The following is a 19,691-nucleotide window of genomic DNA, read 5'->3' on the forward strand; positions in this document are numbered from 1 at the left end:
GAACGGGCTCTGGATGCAAGGGCCGGCGCTACTCGCCTGGCGGACGCTCGCGTGCGGTCGCGGGCACCCCGGCTGTAGGCGTTCCTTGCGGCTGAACTGCCGCCGGCCCACGCATCCGGTCCCAGAACCGGCGACGCCCTTTCCCGACCTGACTGCCGTGCCTGAACGCGTAGACCTTGGTGAATTCGGCACCCAGCAGGAAAATCTGCGCCGAGTAATAGACCCAGAGAAGCAGCACCACCAAGGCGCTGGCCGCGCCATACGAGGAGGCAACGCGGCTGCTGCCGACGTAAATCGCGATCGCCGTCTTGCCCACGGTGTAGAGCAGCGCCGTGAATATCGAGCCGATCAGCACGTCCCGCCATTCCAGCTTTTTGTCGGGCAGGACCTTGTACACCGTCCCGAACAGGATCGTCGTCAGCGCAAAAGACAGCGCGAGGTTGACGTATCGCAGCATCGAGCTCGCGCCCGGTACGACCTGATCGACCCGGTGCCACGCGGCCGTCAAAGCCGCGCTGATCGCCAGGGACACAAGCAGCAGGAAGCCCATCGTCGCCACGAGCCCGAGACTTTGGGCGCGAGCCTTGATCAGGCGCGTGACAGTCCCGTGCGGGGATTCCTCCGCCTTCCAGATGATGTTGAGAGAACTCTGCAACTCGCCGAATACGCCGCTCGCGGTCAGGAGCAGCATGACGACGGAGAAGACGGTGGCGATAATGCCGGATCGTTTGTTGGCAGCGCTCTGGATCATGGACTGCACAAGACCGGCGGCATCCGACCCGACCATGCCCTGCAGTTTCTTGAAGATCACACCTCGGGCAGCATCGTCGCCGAAGACGAAGCCCGCGATGGCGATGACCACCACGAGGATCGGAGCCAGCGAGAAGATGGTAAAGTAGGCGATCGCCGCACCGCGGCTGAGGCAGTTGTCCTCCATGAAGCCGTTGAAGGTGTCCTTGGCCATCTGCCAGGCCGCGAAGTTCCTGATCCTGTCCAAGGCTGGAAATGCCATGGGCCTCAACCCTCCCAAAGCAACCTCCGGTCCTGTGGGCTAGGCTGGTCGGACGAATTGCAAGCTTCAGCTCGTGACGCGTCGCACCGAGATGAGGCGGATCACTAAAGGATCAAGACTAGCAGGGACGTGATGGCGCAGACCAACCATCATGTCCCCGCCGTCTCTCTCGCCCGTCAGCTGTCGGAGGCGTGGCGCGATGGCCGCGGCAGGATGTAGCGCACGCGGACAACATGCGGCTGCGGTGCGACGGTGACCGGTGCCGCCGGCACCGGCACAGCAGCAGGCAACGCATTGGCCGGTGCCCCGAGGCTTGGCGGCGCGTTGCCGCAGTCACCCGAAGTATGAGACACAACCTGCGGTGCCTGACCGTTGCCCGTCGCGGTGATCTCGACGCTTTGGAAGCAGGCGCCACCGGGCGGAAGCTGGCCGAACGCTGTCGGCACCATCGCCCCTGGCCGACCCATTGAGCCCGCGGTCATCGCATCCATGGCGTTCATCATTGCCGCCGCCTGCTGATCCATCTCCGCCGAAATCTGGGCAAGCGCCGCAAACGGGTCAGTTGCATCGACGGGCGCGGCCGGCAGAAGGTTTACCTGAGGCGCTCCGTCGCCCGAATATTCGATCTCTTCGATGCCGCCGCCGGGCAGTTGCACGGCCATCGTCTTCACATCAGGAGTTCCGGCAACGGCAAAGCCCGCGTATCCGGCGACAGCGACGGAAGCCAGGCCAGCCAACAAAAGAGGCTTCATAGCTTTCATAAGGGTCTCCGCTGAAATTGACGCTGTATCGAGATAAGGAGTCCCGGTTTTCGGATGAAATACGGATTTCGTAAAAATCTGTTCACTTTGCGTCAGCAGGACAGGTCGGGGATCGCCTTCGTCAGGTTGGGGAAGGTCAGCCCCAACTCCCTCAAGGCCGAGCTGTCGTCCGAATAGCGACGGCGCGTCGTCATGGTGCCCGTCGGATAGAAGATCATCCGCCGGCGATTGAGGTGATAGAGCGAGACCCTGTAGCGATGCGGCGCCACGTGCGGCTCGTTGCCCCAGATGAAGTTCCACACGGCGAGGCCATAGCCCCGCCTTGGGCTGAGTTGGCCGACATAAATTCCGCCCTCCGCCAGAGTATCGATCGTCTTGGGCGTCCATAGGCTGAGCTTGCCACGCTCGGACCCGAAGACGATCGCCTCGTAGGCGCAATCGGAACCGCCGGTGGCCGCCGCCACGGCAAGAACGGCGCGTGACGTAGGGTCGGGGCCTGGCAGAAGCGCGTAATGCACCGTCGGGTTCAGGGTGCCATCGGCGCCCTGCGAGATGCGGAAATACTCCGACTGCGTGCCGCCCACGGTGGCGTTGAGCAATACCCGGCCCCGGGCATTGGCCAGAACCACGGCAGGCAGAGAGCCCACGGCCTTGATCGTGCGGATGGTCACCATCCCGATGCCTGGAAACTCGGCCTGCCCGTGCTCCGCCTGCGCCGCAACCGTGCCCAAGCAAAGAGCCGCCACCAGGCTGGCCATGATCGCACCGCGCCGGAACCGAACCATTATCGTAGTGTCCCTCAATGCCGTGTTGACGTGTCAGCCCAGGATCATGGTGCCGACACCGCCCTCCGTGAAGAGTTCCAGCAGGCAGGCATGTTCGACTCGGCCATCCAGGATGGTCGCACCTTTCACGCCGCCGCGCACGGCCTCGACGCAGTTCTCCACCTTGGGGATCATTCCGCCCGTGATCATGCCGCTGGCGATGCCGGCCTCGACCTGGGCCACCGTGAGTTCGGGGATGAGTTCCTTGTTCTCGTCCAGCACGCCCGGCACATCCGTGAGCATGAGCAGGCGATGCGCCTGCAAGGCCGCGGCGATGGCGCTCGCCGCCGTGTCGGCGTTGATATTGTAGGTCTCGCCGTCATCGCCGATGCCGACCGGGGCAATCACCGGTATGAGCCCCGCGCCGGTCAGCGCGTGAATGACCCGGATGTCGATCTGCGCCGGCTCGCCGACATAGCCGAGGTCGAGCGCCCGCTCGATATGGCTGTCGGGGTCGCGCGACAGCCGGGTCAGCTTGCGCGCCCGGATGAGGCCGCCATCCTTGCCGCAGATGCCCACGGCCAGCGCGCCCGCCTGGGTGATGAGCGAGGCGACGTGCTTATTGACCGAGCCCGCGAGCACCATCTCCACCACCTCGACCATCTCGGCATTGGTGACGCGCAGGCCGTCGACGAAGGTCGACTGGATCTTCAGCCGGTTGAGCATGGTGTTGATCTGCGGGCCGCCGCCATGCACCACCACGGGGTTGATGCCGACCTGCTTCAGCGCCGCGATGTCCCGCCCGAACCCGGCTGCGAGCTTTTCGTCGCCCATCGCGTGGCCGCCGTACTTCACGACGATCGTCGCGCCGGCGTAGCGCCGGAGATAGGGCAATGCGCGCGAGACGGTGGATGCCTGCTCGGCCGCTAGCCGGTAGCGTTCAGACGCAAAGCTCATCCACTCATCCTTCCGTCAATTGTAGAGGTTCACCATCCGTCGGAGAGAGCCGCGAAAGCCGCTCTTGCCTCGGGGATGCCGGAGCCTGAGCGCGCGCTCGTCACCAGCACCTCGGGGAAGCCCGCCGCATGTTTGCGCGCGAGTGCGGAGACCGCCGCCACCTTGCGCGCGAGACCGGGAGGCTTCAGCCCGTCGGCCTTCGTCACCACGATCTGAAAGGTGACCGCCGCCTTGTCCAGCAGGTCCATCACCGCTTCGTCGGATTCCTTGATTTCGACCCGCGCGTCCAGCAGCAGCGCGACCCGCCGTAGATTGGGCCGCCCGCGCAGGTAATCGAACATGAGCCCCTGCCAGTCTTCCTTCACCTTCTTCTCGGCCTGGGCATAGCCGTAGCCCGGCATGTCGACGAGCGTGAGACGCCCGCCAAGATCGAAGAAGTTGAGCTGGCGCGTGCGTCCGGGCGTGTTGGAGGCGCGGGCGAGCGTGTTCTGCCCGGTCAGCGCGTTGATGAGCGAGGACTTGCCGACGTTGGACCGACCGGCGAAAGCGATCTCGATCCCCGCCGGCGGCGGCAGCTGATCCAGCCGCTGGGCGGCGAAGAAGAAGCGGCAGGGCGATGCGAAGAGGACGCGCGCCGCCTCGATCGTCTCGTCGGTCGGCGGCTCCACGTCGAGGTGGAGGCCATCCGGCGTGTCGTCCCCCCGAGCCGCCACTGGCGCTGGCCTCAGGCGCCCTTGCGGGCGGTCCTCAGCATGCGCGACGGCCGCTCCAGCCGTGTGCGGCGCATGATGAACCACTGCTGCGCGCACGAGAGCAGGTTGTTCCAGCTCCAGTAGATGACGAGGCCGGCCGGGAAACGCGCGAGCATGAAGGTGAACATGATCGGCATCAGCTGGAACAGGCGAGCCTGGGTCGGGTCAGGCGGCGGCGGGTTCAGCCGCTGCTGCAGGACCATCGTGCAGCCCATGATGAGCGGCCAGAGCCCGAGGTGCAGGAACGGGGCGATCGCCGTCGGGTCCCAGTGGACCAGCCCGAAGAGGGTGAAGACGTTGGTGGGGTCGGTCGCCGAAAGGTCGTGGATCCAGCCGAAGAAGGGCGCGTGCCGCATCTCGATGGTGACGAAGATCACCTTGTAGAGGCAGAAGAACACCGGGATCTGGATGACCATGGGCAGGCAGCCCGATGCCGGGTTGACCTTCTCGGCCCGGTAGAGCGCCATGATCTCGCTCTGCTGCTTGGCCGGGTCGTCCTTGAAGCGTTCCCGCACCTCCTGCATCTTCGGCGCGAGCAGCTTCATCTTGCTCATCGACTTGTAGGATTTGTTGGCGAGCGGGAAGAACAGCAGCTTCACGGCCAGCGTGAAGACCATGATCGCCAGGCCGAAGTTGCCGAGCACCCGATAGAGGTAGTCGATCGCGAAGAAGATCGGCTTGGTCAGGAAGTAGAAGATGCCGAAGTCGACGGCCTTGTCGAAGCTCGGGATGCCGTATTCGCTCTCGTAATGATCGAGCAGGCGCACGACCTTGGCGCCGGTGAAGACCCGGCTGCTCGTGGTCACCGTGGCACCGGGGGCAAGGGTCTCAGGCTGGTTCGCGAGGAAGTCGGCCTGATAGCCTTGGGTGCCATTGACCGTGATCGACCGCACCTGACCGCTGACATCGTCCTTCTGATCGGGGATCAGTGCCGTCAGCCAGTATTTGTCGGTGAAGCCCAGCCAGCCGCCATCGCTCGATTCCGAGTAGCCGAGCCCGTCGGCATGAGCGCCTGTGTTCTTCACGTTCTTGTAGCCGATCTCGTGCAGCGTGCCCTGGAAGACGCCGACCGGGCCCTCATAGAGCAGGTAGTAGCCCGATGTCGGCGGCTGATAGTCGCGCCGGATGCGGGACCATGGATAAAGCGCCACGGTCTGCTTGGCGGTGCTGGCGACGGATTGGCTGACCGTGAACATGTAGTGTTCGTCAATCGCAAGCTTGATCGAGAAGTTCAGCCCCTGGCCGTTGGCCCAGGAAAGCGTCAGCGGATGGTCGGGATCGAGTGTCTGCTCGGACGCCGTCCAGAGCGTTGCGGAGTCGGGCAGCTTCACCGGCGCGCCGTCGATCGTGGCGCCAGGGGCCGCCGTCCAGCCATACTGGACGTAGTAGGGCTGCGCCTCGCTGGTCGGCTCCAGCAGCTGAACCAGCGGGGACTTCGGGTCGATCGTCTCGTGATAGTTCGTCAGCACGATGTTATCGAGCAAGGCGCCACGAAGGCTTATGGTGCCGTCCAGGCTCGGCGCCTTGATGGCGACAGTCGGCGAGTTGATGGTCGCGGCGGCGGCCACGGCTGGCGCGCTGAGCCCGGTTGTCGATCCGGGAGACGATGTCGGTGCGGGCACGGCGCTGCCGGTATTCTGAGCCGCGTTGTTTTCAGCAACGACGGGGGGCGGCGGCGGATGAGGCAGATGCGGCTGCACCAGGAACTCGAAGCCGAGCAGGATCGCGAGGGAAACCGCGATCGCAATGAAAAGGCGCTTCTGTTCCATCAGCCGACAGGGTCCCAAATTAAATGCAGAGCGTCGCCCGGCGGCGTGCCCCCGTTCTCGTAGGCATGGTCGTGGTCGCAGGGGTCACGAGGCGGCACGGGATCGTCGCCACCCGGATGCCAGGGGTTGCACCGCAGGATGCGGCGGACGGCCAGATAGCCGCCGTGAACCGCCCCATACTCCCGCACGGCCTGCAATGCATAGTCGCTGCAGCTGGGCGTGAAGCGACAGTTGGACCCCAGAACCGGACGCAAGACGAGTTGGTAGCTACGCACGAGGCCTATGAGAAGGGCGCGCAGAAATGTCGCCAGCATGTCGTTCATGTCGCCGACCCGGACTTGCCGGCGTCTGCCGGCGTGGCCGCCTGCCGGGCCTTGGCGGCGGCGCGGCGCACATCCGCCATGAGGTCGGTGAACGGGCGCGCGGCTGTCCGGTCCCGTCCGATCACCACCATGTCGAAGCCGCGATACGCCTCGGTGTCGAGGCCCAGGCGGACAGCCTCCCGCAACCGCCGCTTGGTCCGGTTGCGGACCACGGCGTTGCCGACCTTTTTCGTCACGGTGAAGCCGACGCGAAATGGTGCATCATCGGCACGCGGCATGAGTTGCATGACGAGGCCCGGCATCGGCGCCTTCGCGCCCTTGCCGGCGACCGCCAGGAACTCCGCACGTTTCTTGAGGCGCCGTTGCTTGAGGAGGGGCGGCTGGCTCATGCGCGCGTCATCGCCACATCCGCACCTTCAAGGCGAACCGTGTTTAGGCCGACAGGCGCTTCCGGCCCTTGGCGCGCCGGTTGGCGATCACCTTGCGGCCGCCGACGGTCTCCATACGGGCGCGGAAGCCATGCCGCCGCTTACGGACGATCTTGGACGGTTGATAGGTGCGCTTCACGATACTCTCCAGACTTCTCGGCCTTCGGCGGGCGTGACCCAACCAAGTCCATCGGCAATGACAGGCTATAACACAGCAGCGGACGCCCCCTTCGTCCTGAGACGGGAGCCCCGCGAGAGAGCGCGATATAGGGTTCGGGCCGCACAGGCGTCAACGCCCAAACAGACGTTGTCAGAAAGCCGCTTTGCCTCATTTATGGGATCATGGCGACCGCACACCCCTCGATGCGTTCTGAATCCGCGACGGAAGCGGCCGGCGCCGTGCTCGCCTTGCAGGGCGGGTCAGCCCACGGCGCATTCACCTGGGGCGCGTTGGACCGTTTCCTGGAGGCCGGTCTGCGGTTCGACGCCGTCTGCGGCGTTTCGGCCGGGGCGTTTCTCGCGGTGGCCATGGTCCAGGGGTTTGTGGAGAATGGCACCTCCGGCGCGCGGGCCGCGATGCGCCGGTTGTGGGACAGCATCGGCGCGGCAGGGGCGATGAGCCTCGTGCAGCGCTCTCCGCTCGAGCGATTTATCTACGGCTCCGACCTGAGCAGCAACGTCATGTGGGCGGGGCTGGAGACGACCATGCGTCTGTTCAGCCCGCACCAGCTCAATCCGCTCGGGCACAATCCCCTGCGGCCGCTGCTGGAGGACATGCTGCGCCCGCAGTTGCTGCGCACCCCGGGCGCGCCGCGGCTCTATGTAGGTGTCACGGACGTGGAGACCGGTGCCCCGGTTATATTCTCCGGCGCCGAGATCACGGTGGACGTTCTGCTGGCATCGGCATGCCTGCCGCTCATCTTTCCGGCGGTCGAGATCGGCGGCCGCGCGTATTGGGACGGCGCATACAGCGGCAACCCGCCGCTGTGGCCGCTCCTCACACCCATGCCCCGCGACCTCGTGCTGATTCGGGGTCAGCCGGAGCGCCGTCGCGGGGTGCCGAGAACCCCCGCCGAGATCATGAACCGGCTCAATGAGATCGCCTGCCACACCGTTCTGGAAACGGAGTTGAGCGCGCTTCCGGCGGGCCTGCGGCTGCTGGCGGTGGATGCCGACCCGGCGCTCGCCGATCTGCCGATCTCCAGCAAGTTCAACACGGATGCGCCGTTTCTGATGGAACTTTTCCAGGCTGGACGGCAGGCGGCCGGGCGAACCCTGGCGTCCGCCGGCAGCCGCACATGAACGGGCCGGATGCGCCCGAGGACGCCGCGGCCATGATCGCCGCGCTGCAGTCGGCATTTGGTGCGGATGTCTGGCGTCTGCGCCGCCTGGCCGAACTCGGTGTCGCGCAGGCGAAGATAAACCACGATCTCCGCAATCTCCTGACCTCGGCCATGATGCTGGCCGACCGGCTGCAGGGATCGGCCGATCCGAAAGTCAGCCGTGCGGGCTCGCTGCTGGTCGGCTCCATCGAGCGGGCGACCGCCCTCATCGCCGCTGCTCAGGCCTTCACCACCGAGGCGGCACCGCTGCTTGCACGGAGCCGGTTTCCCCTCTCGGCCCTTATCGCCGAGCTCGCCGAAGAGCTTCGTGCCGAACATGGTCACGTGACGGTCGAGAATGGGACGCCCGATCATCTTCATCTGGAGGCCGATCGGCCCGAGTTCGCGCGCGCGATAGGCCATCTGCTGCGAAGCGCGGCCAAGGCTGAGGCGCGGCGGGTGGCCGTGCATGTGGAGCACGAAGCCAGCGTCCTCGCCATCGTGCTGACCGACGACGGCCGGCCGTTCCAAAGCGCGGCCGCCACCGGCGTGTTCCGGCCCTTCTCGGGCGCGTTCCGCTACGGCAGCACCGGCTTGGGCTTTGTCATCGCCCGCGACGTGATCGAAGCCCATGGCGGCGCGATCACGGTCAGGACGAGGATGGTGCAAACTGGCGCCGAGGACGAGCAGAGCACCTGCATCGTCCTCACCTTGCCGGCCTGATCGCCCCGGTCAGGTTCAGTCTGGCGGGATAGTCCGCAGATTGGGATCGGAGTTCATCTGCATATCGCGGTTTTCGACCCCGAAGCCTACCAGGAGGGCGATGACCACGGCGACCACGCCCGCGACGCCTCCGAGCGCGTAGCTATAGTTGTGGTGATAGCGCGCGCCGATCGCCGTTTGCAGCGTGGCGTTGTAGGAGGCGAGGAAATTGCCGAGCTGGTAGACGACGCCCGGAAAGGTCCCGCGGATCGCGCCGGGCGACAGCTCGTTGAGATGGGCCGGGATGACGCCCCAGGCGCCTTGGACCATGAACTGCATGAGGAACGCGCCGAGCCCGATCAGCCAGGGGGAGTTCGAGAAGGCCCAGAGCGGGATCACCGGTAGCGACAGAAGGGCAGCCGTGACGATCGCGCGCCGCCGTCCGATCCTCTGCGAGATCGAACCGAAGGTGAGGCCGCCGAGCATCGCTCCGATATTGTAGATGATCGCGATGATGGTGATCGTGTTGTGGCTGAAGCCGTGCTGCACCTTCAGAAACGCCTTGGGATAGATGTCCTGGGTGCCGTGGCTGAAGAAGTTGAAGGCCATCATCAGGATGACGGCATAGACGGTCAAACCCGCGTGGCGGCGGAGGATGTCCATGATCGGGGGCTTCGGGGCGAGCTGGCGCGCGTGCCAGTCGGGGCTCTCGGGCACGTTCCGCCGGATATAGAGGACGAGCAGCGCGGGCAGCGCGCCCACGATGAACAGCCCGCGCCAGCCGATGTAGGGGAACAGCACGCCGTAGGCGATCGTCGCCAGCAGGTAGCCGCTGGGATAGCCGGCCTGGAGCAGGCCCGACACCCAACCGCGCCACTTCGCCGGCACAGTCTCCATCGTCAGCGATGAACCGACGCCCCATTCGCCGCCCATCGCGACGCCAAAAAGCGCGCGGAGCACCATGAAGGCCAGCAGCGTCGGCGCCAGGCCGGAGAGCAGTTCCAGAAACGAGAAGAGAAGAACGTTGATCATCATGACGGGCCGGCGGCCATAGCGGTCAGCCAGACGCCCGAAGATGAACGCGCCCACGGCGCGCATGAGCAGGGTCAGCGTGATGGCGAGGCTGGCGACTGTCAGTCCGACGCCGAAGGTCTTGGCCACATCATCGAAGACGAAGATCATGATGAAGAAATCGAAAGCGTCGAGCGTCCAGCCAAGATAGGCCGCCACCACGACGTTCCGGGCGTTCCGTATATCCGACATCTGCTCCCCGCTTCGACCGGCCGTTATGGCGTGGGCGATCCGGCGCCCATGCGTGTTTGTGTTAGCGGTATCGTGTCAGCTTTGCAGGGGCTTGCCAAGCCAACCGGCCAGGCCGCTTCCGTTATGGTTCCACAATGTTCGAGAAGAACCCCCGACGCCACGGCACCCTTACGGGTGACGGTGAATGGGGTCGATCCAGGCGACGGCCTCCGGCTTCTCCACCGGCTCGATATCGAGATTGACCACAACCGCCTCGCCGCCGCTCCGCATCAGCACGCACTCAAGCGGTTCGCCGGCGCCGGCGTTGATCTCCTGGTGCGGCACAAAGGGCGGCACGAAGATGAAGTCGCCCGGACCCGCTTCGGCGACGAACTCGAGCGCCTCGCCCCAGCGCATCCGGGCGCGCCCGCGCAGCACGTAGATCACGCTCTCCAGATCGCCGTGATGGTGCGCCCCGGTCTTGGCGTCGGGCGCGATCTTCACCGTGCCGGCCCAGATCTTCTGCGCGCCGACCCGCGCCGCGTTGATGGCGGCTGCCCGCTCCATGCCCGGCGTCTGCGCCGTGTTCGGATCGAGCTGATCGCCGCGAATGACCTGAACTCCGTCGTCGCGCCAGCGGGCGCCGGTCATGCCGCCTTCCCGACGAATGGGTTGGACCGCCGCTCCTCCCCGATGGTCGAGCGCGCGCCATGGCCGCAGATGAAAACCGTGCGGTCGTCGAGCACCATGAGCTTCTCGCGGATCACGCTGAGGAGACCCTCAGGGTCACCGTAAGGAAAGTCCGTGCGTCCCACCGATCCCCGGAACAGCACGTCGCCGAAAATGCCGAAGCCCATCTGGCGATCAAGAAAGACAACATGCCCAGGGGTATGCCCCGGACAATGCAGCACCTCGAAGCGATGGCCGGCAATGTCCACCTGATCGCCCTCCGTCAGCCAGCGATCCGGCACGAACGGCCGCGCATCGACGATGCCGTAGCCCTCGCCGGTGGTCTTAAGCCCGTCGAGCAGAAAGCGATCACGCTCGTCCGGTCCCCAGATCGCGACGGGAGCGCCCTGCCGAAGTGTCAGCTCATCCCGCAACTGCGCCGCGCCGCCGGCATGATCGATATGGCCATGGGTCAGCAGGATCTGGTCGACATGCAGCCCGACTTTGCTCACCGTCTCCAACAGACGATCGACATCTCCGCCCGGATCGATCACCGAGCCATGCTTCGTCTCATCGTCCCAGATGAAGGCGCAGTTCTGGCGGAACGGCGTGACCGGCTCGATCGCGATCTTCAGCTGGGGCACGGATCCTCCTCACAACTTTTGGTAAGTCACCACCGAACCGTCTGGCGCGGGAAAAGACAAGCCCACCCAGTTCAAGCTGTCGTCGAAAAACGTGTCGAAGTGCAGGTCGCCGCTGACATGATACCGGTTGGCGCGGATCGCGCTGCCATCCGCGAGCTTAACTCCGGCAGGACCCAGATCGGTCACCACGGGATGCATCAGCTTGCCGTCCTGCGTGTTGATCATCGGCCCGTTGAGCATCGCGTGGTTCCACTGCGAGGTCGGCAAAGCGTTGCGCGGGGCAACATAGGTGTCGGGGCGAGCCGAGCCGCGCGCCATGAACTGGCTGCCGTTGCGCCAACCCTGCGCGTAATAGTGCGAGCCGTTCTTGATCGTGGTTGCCGCGAAGCTGAGGAGCTGCCCGTCCTCCCAGCTCTCCGTCTCGTGGTGATGCAGGCGATAGACCGGGATCATCGCGAGCGTCACCCTGATCGAGACATCGACGAAAACGGTGAGCCGGCTCCCCTCCTGCTGGAAGGTGAGCGTCTCCTGGCCGATCACGCTGCCATGGCGGATGATGTTGAAGGCGAGACGGCCACCCGGCGGCACCGTCTGTGCGAAAGCCTGCCCGCGCGTCAGCAGCAGAGCAGCGCCCCCGGCCGCCATCTTGGCCGCGCCGCCCAGGATCACCCGCCGGCCCTGCGGTCGCATGGAGGGAAGGCGCCCCGTCATGCGGACGTTTCCGTCGCGGTGCCTCGATCTCTGGCGACCAGTGCCGCCCAGCCTTCTCCACCGCCGATACGCTGGCGTTTATCCATCCTCATCAGGCTTATCTCCCTCTGGACCATGCGGTCGTCAGACGCGCGAATGCAGCGCCCAGCGTCTTCGGGCGGCGCACGGAAACAGGCTCCGCTGCGTCCCGGACATGCCCCTGATAACCAATCGCGCTGCTTCCGGATGCAGCTGCCCCATCGCAAAACGGTGAGCCGCATGCCGAGGACACTGGCGACACGCCGCGCTTTTCGTGCAAGAATCCGTGCATGCGCCAGCTTTTACTTCTGCGCCACGCCAAGTCCAGTTGGGAGGACGCCAACCTCACCGACCACGACCGGCCGCTTGATGCGGAAGGTCAGTCCGCCGCGAAAGCCGTGCGGACAGCCATCGCGCGGCTCGGCCTCATGCCTCAGCTCGTCCTGGTATCGTCGGCCCGCCGCACGCGCGAAACGCTGGAGCTGCTGGAGCCGCTGGAGAGCGGGCCGTGCGTCCGACGCCTGCCCGACCTCTACCTCGCCAGCCCGCGCCAGCTTCTCGATGCGGTGGCGGAGGTGTCCGCCGACACGACGAGCATCCTGATCATCGGGCATAACCCTGGCCTGCACGACCTGGCGATGATGCTCGCGGGGGCGCATGCCATGAGCCTTGGCCACTCGGGGAGCAGACGCCTCGCCCGCAGCTTCCCGACAGCGGCTCTCGCCGAATTTTCGGTCGCCGGCGATTGGCGGAGCCTGCCGGACGGTGCGCGGCTGATCCGGTTCGTCACCCCGCATGACCTAGAGCAGGCAGCAACCTGATGTCCGACGATGTTTCCTGCGCCAATCCGGTGGTGACACTGGAGCTGGTTTGCCCGGCGGACATGGTGGGCGCGCTCGAGCGACACCCGGCGCTCAAGGCCGCGGGGCGCCGGCCGCGTCCGCGGGCGTTGCGGCAGACGTGGTACGACACCGCGGAACATGAGTGCGCTCGCCAGGATCTCGCCTTGGCCGAGATCGCCGGCGAGTGGCGCATCGGACGCGTGGGCCTTGGCTGGCCGCGGCGTCCCGGAACGGCGTTGCCTGTGCTGGCGTCTGCGATCCATCCGGCGGCGCTCGAGGAAAAGCTCGGCATCGACCTGCCCGGGCCGCTGCAGCCGGTCGCGCGCCTCACCGGCCAGATCCGGCGGTTGACCCCCGCCCATGAGGGCGTGCGCCTGGATTGCCGCATCCTCAGCGGAACCCTCGCGGCCATGACGCATCATGGTCCTGACGCGCCCGAGCGCGCCATCCTGCGCATCGAGATCGAGGGGCCGCTCGCCGCCGCCTTGGCACTCGCCCGAACCGTCGCCCGCGACCTGCCGGCGACACCCAGCCTGGTCACGCTGCCGCAGGAAGCTCTGCTGCTGGCGGGGGCCAAGCTGCGCCCGCTGCCGGCGCCGGCGCTCGACCCTGCCATGCCAACGGACGAGGCGTTGGCGATCCTGACCTCCGGGCTGGTGTCGACGTTCCTCACCCGGCTTGGGCAGATCGAAGCGCGAACCGGCGCCGAGCCTGTCCATCAGGCCCGTGTGACGCTTCGCCGCCTGCGGGCGTTGATGCTGGCCTTCCGCCCGGTGCTGCGCGACATCGAGGTAACGCTCAAGCCGCCTCTCGCCAACCTCAAGGAGGTCCTGGGGCCTGCCCGGGATTGGGACGTGTTCCTGTCCGAGACGGTGGACCCGCTTGCCCGCAGCCTGGATGCGGCCGATGCGGTGACCGATTGGCTAAAGCAGGCGGCGGTCCTGCGCCGCGATGCGGCCTACCTCGCCCTGAATGATTGGCTGAAGGGGCCCGCCTTCCGAGATCTTGCCTTGAGGCTCATCGGGCTAAGCCTGGGGCATGGCTGGCGCCTGCCGGAAGCGGCGCCCGCACTGGAAAATGTGGCCGAGCCGGATGCCGCCACGGTGGCGGCGGCGCCGACAGCTGACGAAGCGCCGAACCTGATCGGGCCATACACTCTGAAGTGCCTCGAGCACCGCTGGAAAAAGACGGCGCGGCCAACTCACGAACTGGCGGAGATGCCGCCGCCGGAACTCCACGGGTTGCGCATCAAATGCAAGAAGCTCCGCTACCAGACCGAGATGTTCCTGGATGTGGTGCCGGGGAAAAGCGGCCGACGGCTGATCAAGCGGCTTTCCCAGGCGCAGGAAACGATGGGGATGCTGAACGACGGCGCGGTCGCGACGGAACTGGTGCGTAGCCTTCGCCCCGCCGGGCAGAATGAAGCCACTGACCACGTACTGGCGGCTGAGGCCATCGGCCTCATCCGAGGCTATGGTGTAGGTCATGCCCGCGACAGTCGTGAAGCGGTGATGCAGGCCTGGCGCAAACTCGTGCGGCACGATCCGTTTTAACACCTCCGATTTTGATCCGGTCGGTTCTGACAGCGCAATCTGCCCGGCTGTTCTGATCGGATCTGCCCCGCGCGCTTACCGGTTCATGCTGCAGGCGCGAACGTTGCCACGACTGCAGGTCCAGCTTATGTCAAGGCTTCTCTGATCCGGTCCTCTTGTGGTTCGTCGCGGACCGCCGGAGCACCGGTCACACGCACAACCTGAGCATGAGGGCGGCGGAATGAGTGACACGGCCAAGGACGCGGTGACGGTTTCGCTAGGAACCTCCAACAAGACGGCGGTTCTTCCGCTGATACACGGCACCATCGGGCCGCCGGTTGCCGATATCCGCAAGCTTTACAGCGATCTGGGCATTTTCACCTTCGACCCAGGCTATGGCGGCACCGCCGCCTGCGACAGCAAGATCACCTACATCGACGGCGACGAGGGCGTGCTGCTGCATCGCGGCTACCCGATCGAACAGCTCGCGGAGCATTCGACCTTCCTCGAAGTTGCCTACCTGCTCGTCAATGGCGAGTTGCCGACGGCGGTGGAGATGGAGGATTTCCACCTCGGCGTGACGCACCACACGATGGTGCATGAGCAGCTGCGCAGCTTCTTCCAGGGCTTCCGGCGCGACGCGCACCCCATGGCGGTGCTCTGCGGCGTCGTCGGCGCGCTCTCGGCCTTTTACCACGACAGCCTGGACATCAATAACCCCGAGCACCGCCGCATCAGCGCCTTCCGCCTGATCGCGAAGCTGCCGACGATCGCCGCCTGGGCCTACAAATACTCGATCGGCCAGCCCTTCATGTACCCGCGCAACGACCTCGGCTACGCGGCCAACTTTCTCTACATGATGAACGCCGTTCCGGCCGAACCGTTTGAGGTCAATCCGATCCTGGCGCGCGCCATGGACCGCATCCTTATCCTGCACGCCGACCATGAGCAGAACGCTTCGACCAGCACGGTGCGCCTCGCCGGTTCGACGGGCGCCAACCCCTTCGCCTGCATCGCCGCCGGCATCGCCTCGCTCTGGGGTCCCGCCCACGGCGGCGCCAACGAGGCGGTGCTCAAGATGCTCGGCGAGATCGGGCACAAGGACAACATTCCGGACTTCATCGCCAAGGTGAAGGACAAGACGAGCCATATCCGGCTGATGGGCTTCGGCCACCGCGTCTACCGCAACTACGACCCTCGCGCGAAGATCATGCAGCAGACCTGCCACGAGGTTCTCAACGAGTTGGGGATCAAGAACGAGCCGCTGCTCGACCTCGCGATGGAGCTGGAGCACATCGCAACCACCGACCCTTACTTCGTCGAGCGGAAGCTGTATCCAAACGTCGATTTCTATTCGGGCATCATCCTGAAGGCGATGGGCTTCCCGACGAGCATGTTCACCGTGCTGTTCGCGGTGGCGCGCACGGTCGGCTGGATCAGCCAGTGGAAGGAGATGGTCGAGGACCCAGCGAACCGCATCGGCCGCCCGCGCCAGATCTACACGGGCGCCGCGCAGCGCGACTACTTGCCAGCGAGCGCGCGCGGGTAGCTTCGCGGATAATGCGCGGCGTCCATTCCGGCGTCGCGCATATCGCCGTGCCTGCCGAAGGCGTGGCAGTACCGAGAAGCGCTACTCAACGAGAGCTTAAGCCGCCGGAACTCCAAGTTTCGCCATGACCGCCGTCGCACGATTCGGGTAGTCCGTCGTCAGGGCGCCGACGCCCCAGCCTATCAGCCGCGCCATGTCTCCAGGGTCGTTCACAGTCCACGGGTTGACCAGGACGCCCAGAGCAGCCGCCTCGGCAACTTCGGGCTCGGTCAGCGTGGTGAAATCCGGGCCCCAGACCGTGCCGCCCTCGGCAGCAACCGCCCGTAGCACCGATCCACCGAAATCTGCCGGCGACGGGCCGTCCCACCACAGCCGCGCGCTCGCGAAAGTGTCAGCGTCCGTCAGAAAGCCGAGACTGAGGTCTGGCCGGATGCGGCGCAGATAGCGCAGGCCGCGCCAGTCGAAGGAGGTGATGCGTGCCCGCGCACCAGCGCCCGCGCGGTCCAGAACGGAGAGAACGGCGTCTGCCATCGCCTCCGGCGCCACTGTCCACTCCGGATGATCCGGGAAGGTCTTCAACTCGATCGCCAGCATCGACGGCGAACCCAAAGCGACAACGTCCTCAAGGCGAGGCATCGGCACGCGATCCATCGCCCTCTGCTCGGGAAAGGCCTCCGCCTGGGCCGAGCCCGGTCGAATGCGGCCCACATCAAATCCCGCCAGGTCGGCGTAATCGAGATCGCGGAGCCGAATCTCGGGCGACGATATCCACGATCCGTCGGGGTCGCGCGTCAGCAGCGGATCGAGAAATGGATCATGGCTGAGCACGGGAACCGCATCGGCCGTCAGAGCGACGTCCATCTCGATCGCGGTCACGCCAAGCGCCAAAGCTCCAGCAAACCCTGCCAGAGTGTTCTCTGGCCATAGGCCGCGCGCACCCCGGTGACCGTGCAGCTCAAACGGGCGCGGCATCGCGCGAAAAGATCGTCAGGCTAGTCGCAGTCGCATCCGGGCGTGGGGCCGGCATCGGCGCGGATGACGTGGTGGTCGATCCACTCGGCAACCAGACGACGCGCCTCATCCACGGAGGATTCCGGGTGGTGGATCCGATAGAGGGTCGTGCAGGCGCGGAACGACTCCAGGTCCCCGTTGCCATGAACCCTGAGCTCGCGATACGCGGTAACGACAGCGCGCTCACAACGGCGAGCGATGGTGCTGAACTCGCGCCCCATCCTGCAAAAGCTCCTGCTTGCCTCTCGCACACGACTGCCCGCGATCCGGGTTGCCATAGCGACCCTCATCCATTAGCGCCATGCGGCTGCTCATTCAAGGCAGGCAAAAGGCGCAGCTGCGGTCGCGCCTGGGCAAGGTGCGCCTTGCGGGGCTGGTCCAATCCGGTAGAGATTGAGCCTTGATCTGGATCGGAGCGACGAATGACGGCCTTATCCCGCAAACTCGCCGGACATGCGAGCGACTGGGATCGCGACGCGGCCATGACGACCGCCCGCATCCTGCTTGAGATCAAAGCCATCAACTTCCGGCCCGAGGAACCCTATACCTTCACCTCCGGCTGGAAGGCCCCGGTCTATATCGACTGCCGCAGGATCATCTACTTCCCGCAGGCGCGCACCAAAATCTCGCAGCTGGCGGTCGAGAAGATCCAGCGCCACATCGGCTATGAGTCGGTCGAGGCAATCGCCGGTGGCGAAACGGCCGGCATCCCCTACGCCGCATGGATTTCGGACCGCATGGGCCTCCCCATGTCCTACGTGCGGAAGAAACCGAAAGGCTTCGGCCGCAACGCCCTCATCGAAGGCGATGTCCCGGAGGGCCGCCAGACCCTGCTCGTCGAGGACCTGACGACCGACGGACAGTCCAAGATCCGCTTCGCGCAGTCCCTCCGCGATGCCGGCGCCATCTGCCACCACGCCTTCGTCGTCTTCTTCTACGGCGTCTTCGAGGGCAGCCTGGAGACGCTCGCCGAGAACGACATCGCGTTGCACTACCTGGCGACGTGGTGGGACGTGCTGGAGGCCTGCCGCGAGCGCCCCTACTTTTCGGAGGAGGCGATGGCGGAAGTCCACCGGTTCCTCGAGGCGCCGGCTGCATGGTCGGCGGCACGCGGCGGGGCCACGTCCAACAAGGGCAAGCCTGACGAGTGATTGCCGGGCCACCCCCGCGGCATGCGCTCGGTCGCGCATGGCTGCCGCGGTTTGACACGGCCGGAACGGATCCTTAGAAGCCCGCCATTGCCGGGAACGTGGACGATCCAAGGCCTTCCGAGGATCGCCCCGCCACCCAAAGCGCAATCGGGCGGATGCCCCTGCCTCAGTCGTTAAGACGGAGGCTGGTGGTGCCGCCCTTTCGCTGTCTCCGCACGCATCTTCGATCGTCGGGGGCCGGGATGGACTACTGGCGCAACACGAGAAGGAGCCGCGCGTGACCAAGCGCCTCGAGAGTAAGTACAAGATCAACCGCCGCCTCGGCGTAAACCTGTGGGGCCGTTCGAAGTCCCCCATTTCCAAGCGGGACTACGGTCCCGGTCAGCATGGCCAGCGCCGCAAGAAGCCGAGCGACTTCGGCGTGCAGTTGATGGCGAAGCAGAAGCTGAAGGGCTACTACGGCAACATCAGCGAGAAGCAGTTCCAGAAGTACTATCAGGAGGCTGTCCGCCGTAAGGGCGACACCAGCGAGAACCTGATCGAGCTGCTGGAGCGCCGCCTGGATACCGTGATTTACCGTATGAAACTCGCCGTCACGCCCTTCGCCGCCCGGCAGTTCGTGTCCCATGGACATCTGATGGTGAACGGCAGGCGGGTGAACATCGCGTCGTATCTCGTTGCCAACGACGACGTGATCGAGGTCCGCGACAAGTCCAAGCAATTGGCCGTGGTGCTCGATGCCTCGCAAAGCGGCGAGCGCGACATCCCGGAGTATCTCGAGGTCGATCATCGCGCGATGAAGGGCCGCTACCTCCGTGCGCCGAAGCTGGCCGATGTGCCGTTCCCGGTGCAGATGGAGCCTAACCTGGTCGTCGAGTTCTACTCGCGCTGATCAGGATCTCACGAGGTTTGAACGGAGGGCGCCGCGAGGCGCCCTTTTTCGTATGAGGTGGCGATGTCCGGTCCGCATCTCGTGACGCCGCACCTTGTTCTCAGGCGCATGACCCTGGACGACGCGCCGAGTATGCATGCGGTCCTGAGCGACCCGGACGCCATGCGTTATTGGTCCACTCTGCCCCATAGTGATCTGGCGGTAACCGAGGAATGGATCGGCCGCACAATCGCCAGCGTGGCCGCAGGTGAGGGCGATGACTTCGCGGTGCTGCTGAACGATACCGTCATCGGCAAAGCAGGCCTGTGGAGGAGCCACGAAATCGGCATCATCCTGGCACGGCAAGCCTGGGGACGAGGCTTGGCGTCGGAAGCCTTGGCAGCCGTCATAGAACGGGCATTCGGCCAAGGCGTCGACCATATCGTCGCCGACATCGACCCCAGAAACGCGGCGTCTATCCGTCTCTTTGAGAAGCTCGGGTTCCGCTATAACGGTTCCGAGAAGGACACCGTTCTACTGGGGGACCTGTGGACTGACAGTGTCTACCTCCTCCTCACGCCGGGCGGCTGGTCATCCAGAAACCAGATCCGCGGATCGACGCTTCGACCCGCTGATCACGATTAGGCGGATGGTGCAGCCC

At 65.5% G+C, this 19,691-nt stretch carries 23 protein-coding genes; 8 read left to right on the top strand and 15 right to left on the bottom strand.

What is annotated here, in order from left to right:
* Positions 1-28: 28 nt before the first annotated feature.
* The 9 genes from ACOEQ1_RS09765 to rpmH form a co-directional block, all read right to left on the bottom strand.
* A complete protein-coding gene (locus ACOEQ1_RS09765; protein ID WP_419759057.1) occupies positions 29-1,012 on the bottom strand; it encodes a YihY/virulence factor BrkB family protein in 984 nt (327 codons plus the stop codon).
* A gap of 176 nt (positions 1,013-1,188) precedes the next feature.
* On the bottom strand, positions 1,189-1,683 hold the full coding sequence (locus ACOEQ1_RS09770) for a hypothetical protein (protein ID WP_419759058.1): 495 nt from the start codon (positions 1,681-1,683) through the stop codon (positions 1,189-1,191).
* A gap of 182 nt (positions 1,684-1,865) precedes the next feature.
* On the bottom strand, positions 1,866-2,558 hold the full coding sequence (locus tag ACOEQ1_RS09775; protein ID WP_419759059.1) for a hypothetical protein: 693 nt from the start codon (positions 2,556-2,558) through the stop codon (positions 1,866-1,868).
* Positions 2,559-2,591: 33 nt separating this feature from the next.
* Positions 2,592-3,494 carry an acetylglutamate kinase gene (gene argB, locus ACOEQ1_RS09780; RefSeq protein WP_419759060.1) on the bottom strand — a complete coding sequence of 301 codons (903 nt, stop codon included), beginning with the start codon at positions 3,492-3,494 and terminating at the stop codon, positions 2,592-2,594.
* A 29-nt stretch (positions 3,495-3,523) separates the two neighbouring features.
* Positions 3,524-4,207 (bottom strand): ribosome biogenesis GTP-binding protein YihA/YsxC, encoded by a 684-nt coding sequence (gene yihA, locus ACOEQ1_RS09785; protein ID WP_419759061.1) that lies wholly within the window; start codon positions 4,205-4,207, stop codon positions 3,524-3,526.
* 11 nt (positions 4,208-4,218) lie between these two features.
* Entirely contained in the window at positions 4,219-6,015 is a 1,797-nt protein-coding gene (yidC, locus tag ACOEQ1_RS09790; RefSeq protein WP_419759062.1) for a membrane protein insertase YidC, read from the bottom strand.
* Entirely contained in the window at positions 6,015-6,329 is a 315-nt protein-coding gene (gene yidD, locus ACOEQ1_RS09795) for a membrane protein insertion efficiency factor YidD (protein ID WP_419760676.1), read from the bottom strand. Before yidD ends, yidC begins: the two co-directional genes overlap by 1 nt.
* A gap of 5 nt (positions 6,330-6,334) precedes the next feature.
* The gene (gene rnpA / locus ACOEQ1_RS09800) at positions 6,335-6,727 is read right to left on the bottom strand and encodes a ribonuclease P protein component (protein ID WP_419759063.1); all 393 of its coding nucleotides are present in this window, start codon (positions 6,725-6,727) and stop codon (positions 6,335-6,337) included.
* 43 nt (positions 6,728-6,770) lie between these two features.
* Positions 6,771-6,905: a 50S ribosomal protein L34 gene (rpmH, locus tag ACOEQ1_RS09805; RefSeq protein WP_419759064.1), complete on the bottom strand. Its 135-nt coding sequence runs from the start codon at positions 6,903-6,905 to the stop codon at positions 6,771-6,773.
* A 224-nt stretch (positions 6,906-7,129) separates the two neighbouring features.
* Here rpmH and ACOEQ1_RS09810 point away from each other — a divergent pair, with 224 nt between their 5' ends.
* Both ACOEQ1_RS09810 and ACOEQ1_RS09815 read left to right on the top strand, forming a co-directional pair.
* Positions 7,130-8,068 (top strand): patatin-like phospholipase family protein, encoded by a 939-nt coding sequence (locus ACOEQ1_RS09810; protein ID WP_419759065.1) that lies wholly within the window; start codon positions 7,130-7,132, stop codon positions 8,066-8,068.
* A complete protein-coding gene (locus ACOEQ1_RS09815; RefSeq protein WP_419759066.1) occupies positions 8,065-8,811 on the top strand; it encodes a sensor histidine kinase in 747 nt (248 codons plus the stop codon). The genes ACOEQ1_RS09810 and ACOEQ1_RS09815 overlap by 4 nt, the downstream gene beginning before the upstream one ends.
* Positions 8,812-8,826: 15 nt before the next feature.
* On the opposite strand, the gene ACOEQ1_RS09820 is transcribed toward ACOEQ1_RS09815, so the two are convergent.
* The 4 genes from ACOEQ1_RS09820 to ACOEQ1_RS09835 form a co-directional block, all read right to left on the bottom strand.
* On the bottom strand, positions 8,827-10,053 hold the full coding sequence (locus tag ACOEQ1_RS09820; RefSeq protein ID WP_419759067.1) for an MFS transporter: 1,227 nt from the start codon (positions 10,051-10,053) through the stop codon (positions 8,827-8,829).
* Positions 10,054-10,221: 168 nt separating this feature from the next.
* Positions 10,222-10,683, bottom strand: coding sequence for a cupin domain-containing protein (locus ACOEQ1_RS09825; RefSeq protein WP_419759068.1), 462 nt, complete (start codon positions 10,681-10,683; stop codon positions 10,222-10,224).
* Complete coding sequence (locus ACOEQ1_RS09830; protein WP_419759069.1) at positions 10,680-11,345, bottom strand: MBL fold metallo-hydrolase; 666 nt, start codon at positions 11,343-11,345, stop codon at positions 10,680-10,682. Before ACOEQ1_RS09830 ends, ACOEQ1_RS09825 begins: the two co-directional genes overlap by 4 nt.
* A 9-nt stretch (positions 11,346-11,354) precedes the next feature.
* The gene (locus ACOEQ1_RS09835; protein ID WP_419759070.1) at positions 11,355-12,056 is read right to left on the bottom strand and encodes a DUF6134 family protein; all 702 of its coding nucleotides are present in this window, start codon (positions 12,054-12,056) and stop codon (positions 11,355-11,357) included.
* A gap of 308 nt (positions 12,057-12,364) precedes the next feature.
* On the opposite strand from ACOEQ1_RS09835, the gene ACOEQ1_RS09840 reads away from it, so the two are divergent.
* The 3 genes from ACOEQ1_RS09840 to gltA all read left to right on the top strand — a co-directional run bounded on the left by ACOEQ1_RS09840 (position 12,365) and on the right by gltA (position 15,997).
* Positions 12,365-12,895: a SixA phosphatase family protein gene (locus ACOEQ1_RS09840; RefSeq protein ID WP_419759071.1), complete on the top strand. Its 531-nt coding sequence runs from the start codon at positions 12,365-12,367 to the stop codon at positions 12,893-12,895.
* On the top strand, positions 12,895-14,469 hold the full coding sequence (locus ACOEQ1_RS09845) for a CHAD domain-containing protein (protein ID WP_419759072.1): 1,575 nt from the start codon (positions 12,895-12,897) through the stop codon (positions 14,467-14,469). The genes ACOEQ1_RS09840 and ACOEQ1_RS09845 overlap by 1 nt, the downstream gene beginning before the upstream one ends.
* A gap of 220 nt (positions 14,470-14,689) precedes the next feature.
* Entirely contained in the window at positions 14,690-15,997 is a 1,308-nt protein-coding gene (gltA, locus tag ACOEQ1_RS09850) for a citrate synthase (RefSeq protein WP_419759073.1), read from the top strand.
* 96 nt (positions 15,998-16,093) lie between these two features.
* Here the strand turns inward: gltA and ACOEQ1_RS09855 are convergent, their stop codons facing one another.
* Positions 16,094-16,969 (bottom strand): glycerophosphodiester phosphodiesterase, encoded by an 876-nt coding sequence (locus ACOEQ1_RS09855; protein WP_419759074.1) that lies wholly within the window; start codon positions 16,967-16,969, stop codon positions 16,094-16,096.
* A gap of 20 nt (positions 16,970-16,989) precedes the next feature.
* Positions 16,990-17,229: a hypothetical protein gene (locus tag ACOEQ1_RS09860; RefSeq protein WP_419759075.1), complete on the bottom strand. Its 240-nt coding sequence runs from the start codon at positions 17,227-17,229 to the stop codon at positions 16,990-16,992.
* A gap of 201 nt (positions 17,230-17,430) precedes the next feature.
* Here ACOEQ1_RS09860 and ACOEQ1_RS09865 point away from each other — a divergent pair, with 201 nt between their 5' ends.
* From ACOEQ1_RS09865 to ACOEQ1_RS09875, 3 genes are all read left to right on the top strand, one after another.
* Positions 17,431-18,159, top strand: a complete 729-nt coding sequence (locus ACOEQ1_RS09865; RefSeq protein WP_419759076.1) for an orotate phosphoribosyltransferase — start codon at positions 17,431-17,433, stop codon at positions 18,157-18,159.
* Between the two features lie 277 nt (positions 18,160-18,436).
* Positions 18,437-19,051: a 30S ribosomal protein S4 gene (rpsD, locus tag ACOEQ1_RS09870; RefSeq protein ID WP_419759077.1), complete on the top strand. Its 615-nt coding sequence runs from the start codon at positions 18,437-18,439 to the stop codon at positions 19,049-19,051.
* Between the two features lie 63 nt (positions 19,052-19,114).
* Positions 19,115-19,675: a GNAT family N-acetyltransferase gene (locus tag ACOEQ1_RS09875; protein ID WP_419759078.1), complete on the top strand. Its 561-nt coding sequence runs from the start codon at positions 19,115-19,117 to the stop codon at positions 19,673-19,675.
* Positions 19,676-19,691: the final 16 nt, after the last annotated feature.

This window comes from Acidisoma sp. (assembly GCF_965199065.1).
In the GTDB taxonomy this organism is placed as follows: Bacteria; Pseudomonadota; Alphaproteobacteria; order Acetobacterales; family Acetobacteraceae; genus Acidisoma.

Coding starts and splice junctions, on each gene's coding strand:
- rnpA (WP_419759063.1), bottom strand. CDS start 6,727: ATGAGCCAGCCGCCCCTCCTCAAGCAACGGCGCCTCAAGAAACGTGCG.
- ACOEQ1_RS09875 (WP_419759078.1), top strand. CDS start 19,115: ATGTCCGGTCCGCATCTCGTGACGCCGCACCTTGTTCTCAGGCGCATG.
- ACOEQ1_RS09845 (WP_419759072.1), top strand. CDS start 12,895: ATGTCCGACGATGTTTCCTGCGCCAATCCGGTGGTGACACTGGAGCTG.
- gltA (WP_419759073.1), top strand. CDS start 14,690: ATGAGTGACACGGCCAAGGACGCGGTGACGGTTTCGCTAGGAACCTCC.
- ACOEQ1_RS09810 (WP_419759065.1), top strand. CDS start 7,130: ATGCGTTCTGAATCCGCGACGGAAGCGGCCGGCGCCGTGCTCGCCTTG.
- ACOEQ1_RS09860 (WP_419759075.1), bottom strand. CDS start 17,229: ATGGGGCGCGAGTTCAGCACCATCGCTCGCCGTTGTGAGCGCGCTGTC.
- ACOEQ1_RS09775 (WP_419759059.1), bottom strand. CDS start 2,558: ATGGTTCGGTTCCGGCGCGGTGCGATCATGGCCAGCCTGGTGGCGGCT.
- ACOEQ1_RS09820 (WP_419759067.1), bottom strand. CDS start 10,053: ATGTCGGATATACGGAACGCCCGGAACGTCGTGGTGGCGGCCTATCTT.
- ACOEQ1_RS09815 (WP_419759066.1), top strand. CDS start 8,065: ATGAACGGGCCGGATGCGCCCGAGGACGCCGCGGCCATGATCGCCGCG.
- ACOEQ1_RS09835 (WP_419759070.1), bottom strand. CDS start 12,056: ATGACGGGGCGCCTTCCCTCCATGCGACCGCAGGGCCGGCGGGTGATC.
- ACOEQ1_RS09840 (WP_419759071.1), top strand. CDS start 12,365: ATGCGCCAGCTTTTACTTCTGCGCCACGCCAAGTCCAGTTGGGAGGAC.
- argB (WP_419759060.1), bottom strand. CDS start 3,494: ATGAGCTTTGCGTCTGAACGCTACCGGCTAGCGGCCGAGCAGGCATCC.
- yidC (WP_419759062.1), bottom strand. CDS start 6,015: ATGGAACAGAAGCGCCTTTTCATTGCGATCGCGGTTTCCCTCGCGATC.
- ACOEQ1_RS09865 (WP_419759076.1), top strand. CDS start 17,431: ATGACGGCCTTATCCCGCAAACTCGCCGGACATGCGAGCGACTGGGAT.
- ACOEQ1_RS09765 (WP_419759057.1), bottom strand. CDS start 1,012: ATGGCATTTCCAGCCTTGGACAGGATCAGGAACTTCGCGGCCTGGCAG.
- ACOEQ1_RS09855 (WP_419759074.1), bottom strand. CDS start 16,969: ATGCCGCGCCCGTTTGAGCTGCACGGTCACCGGGGTGCGCGCGGCCTA.
- ACOEQ1_RS09825 (WP_419759068.1), bottom strand. CDS start 10,683: ATGACCGGCGCCCGCTGGCGCGACGACGGAGTTCAGGTCATTCGCGGC.
- yidD (WP_419760676.1), bottom strand. CDS start 6,329: ATGCTGGCGACATTTCTGCGCGCCCTTCTCATAGGCCTCGTGCGTAGC.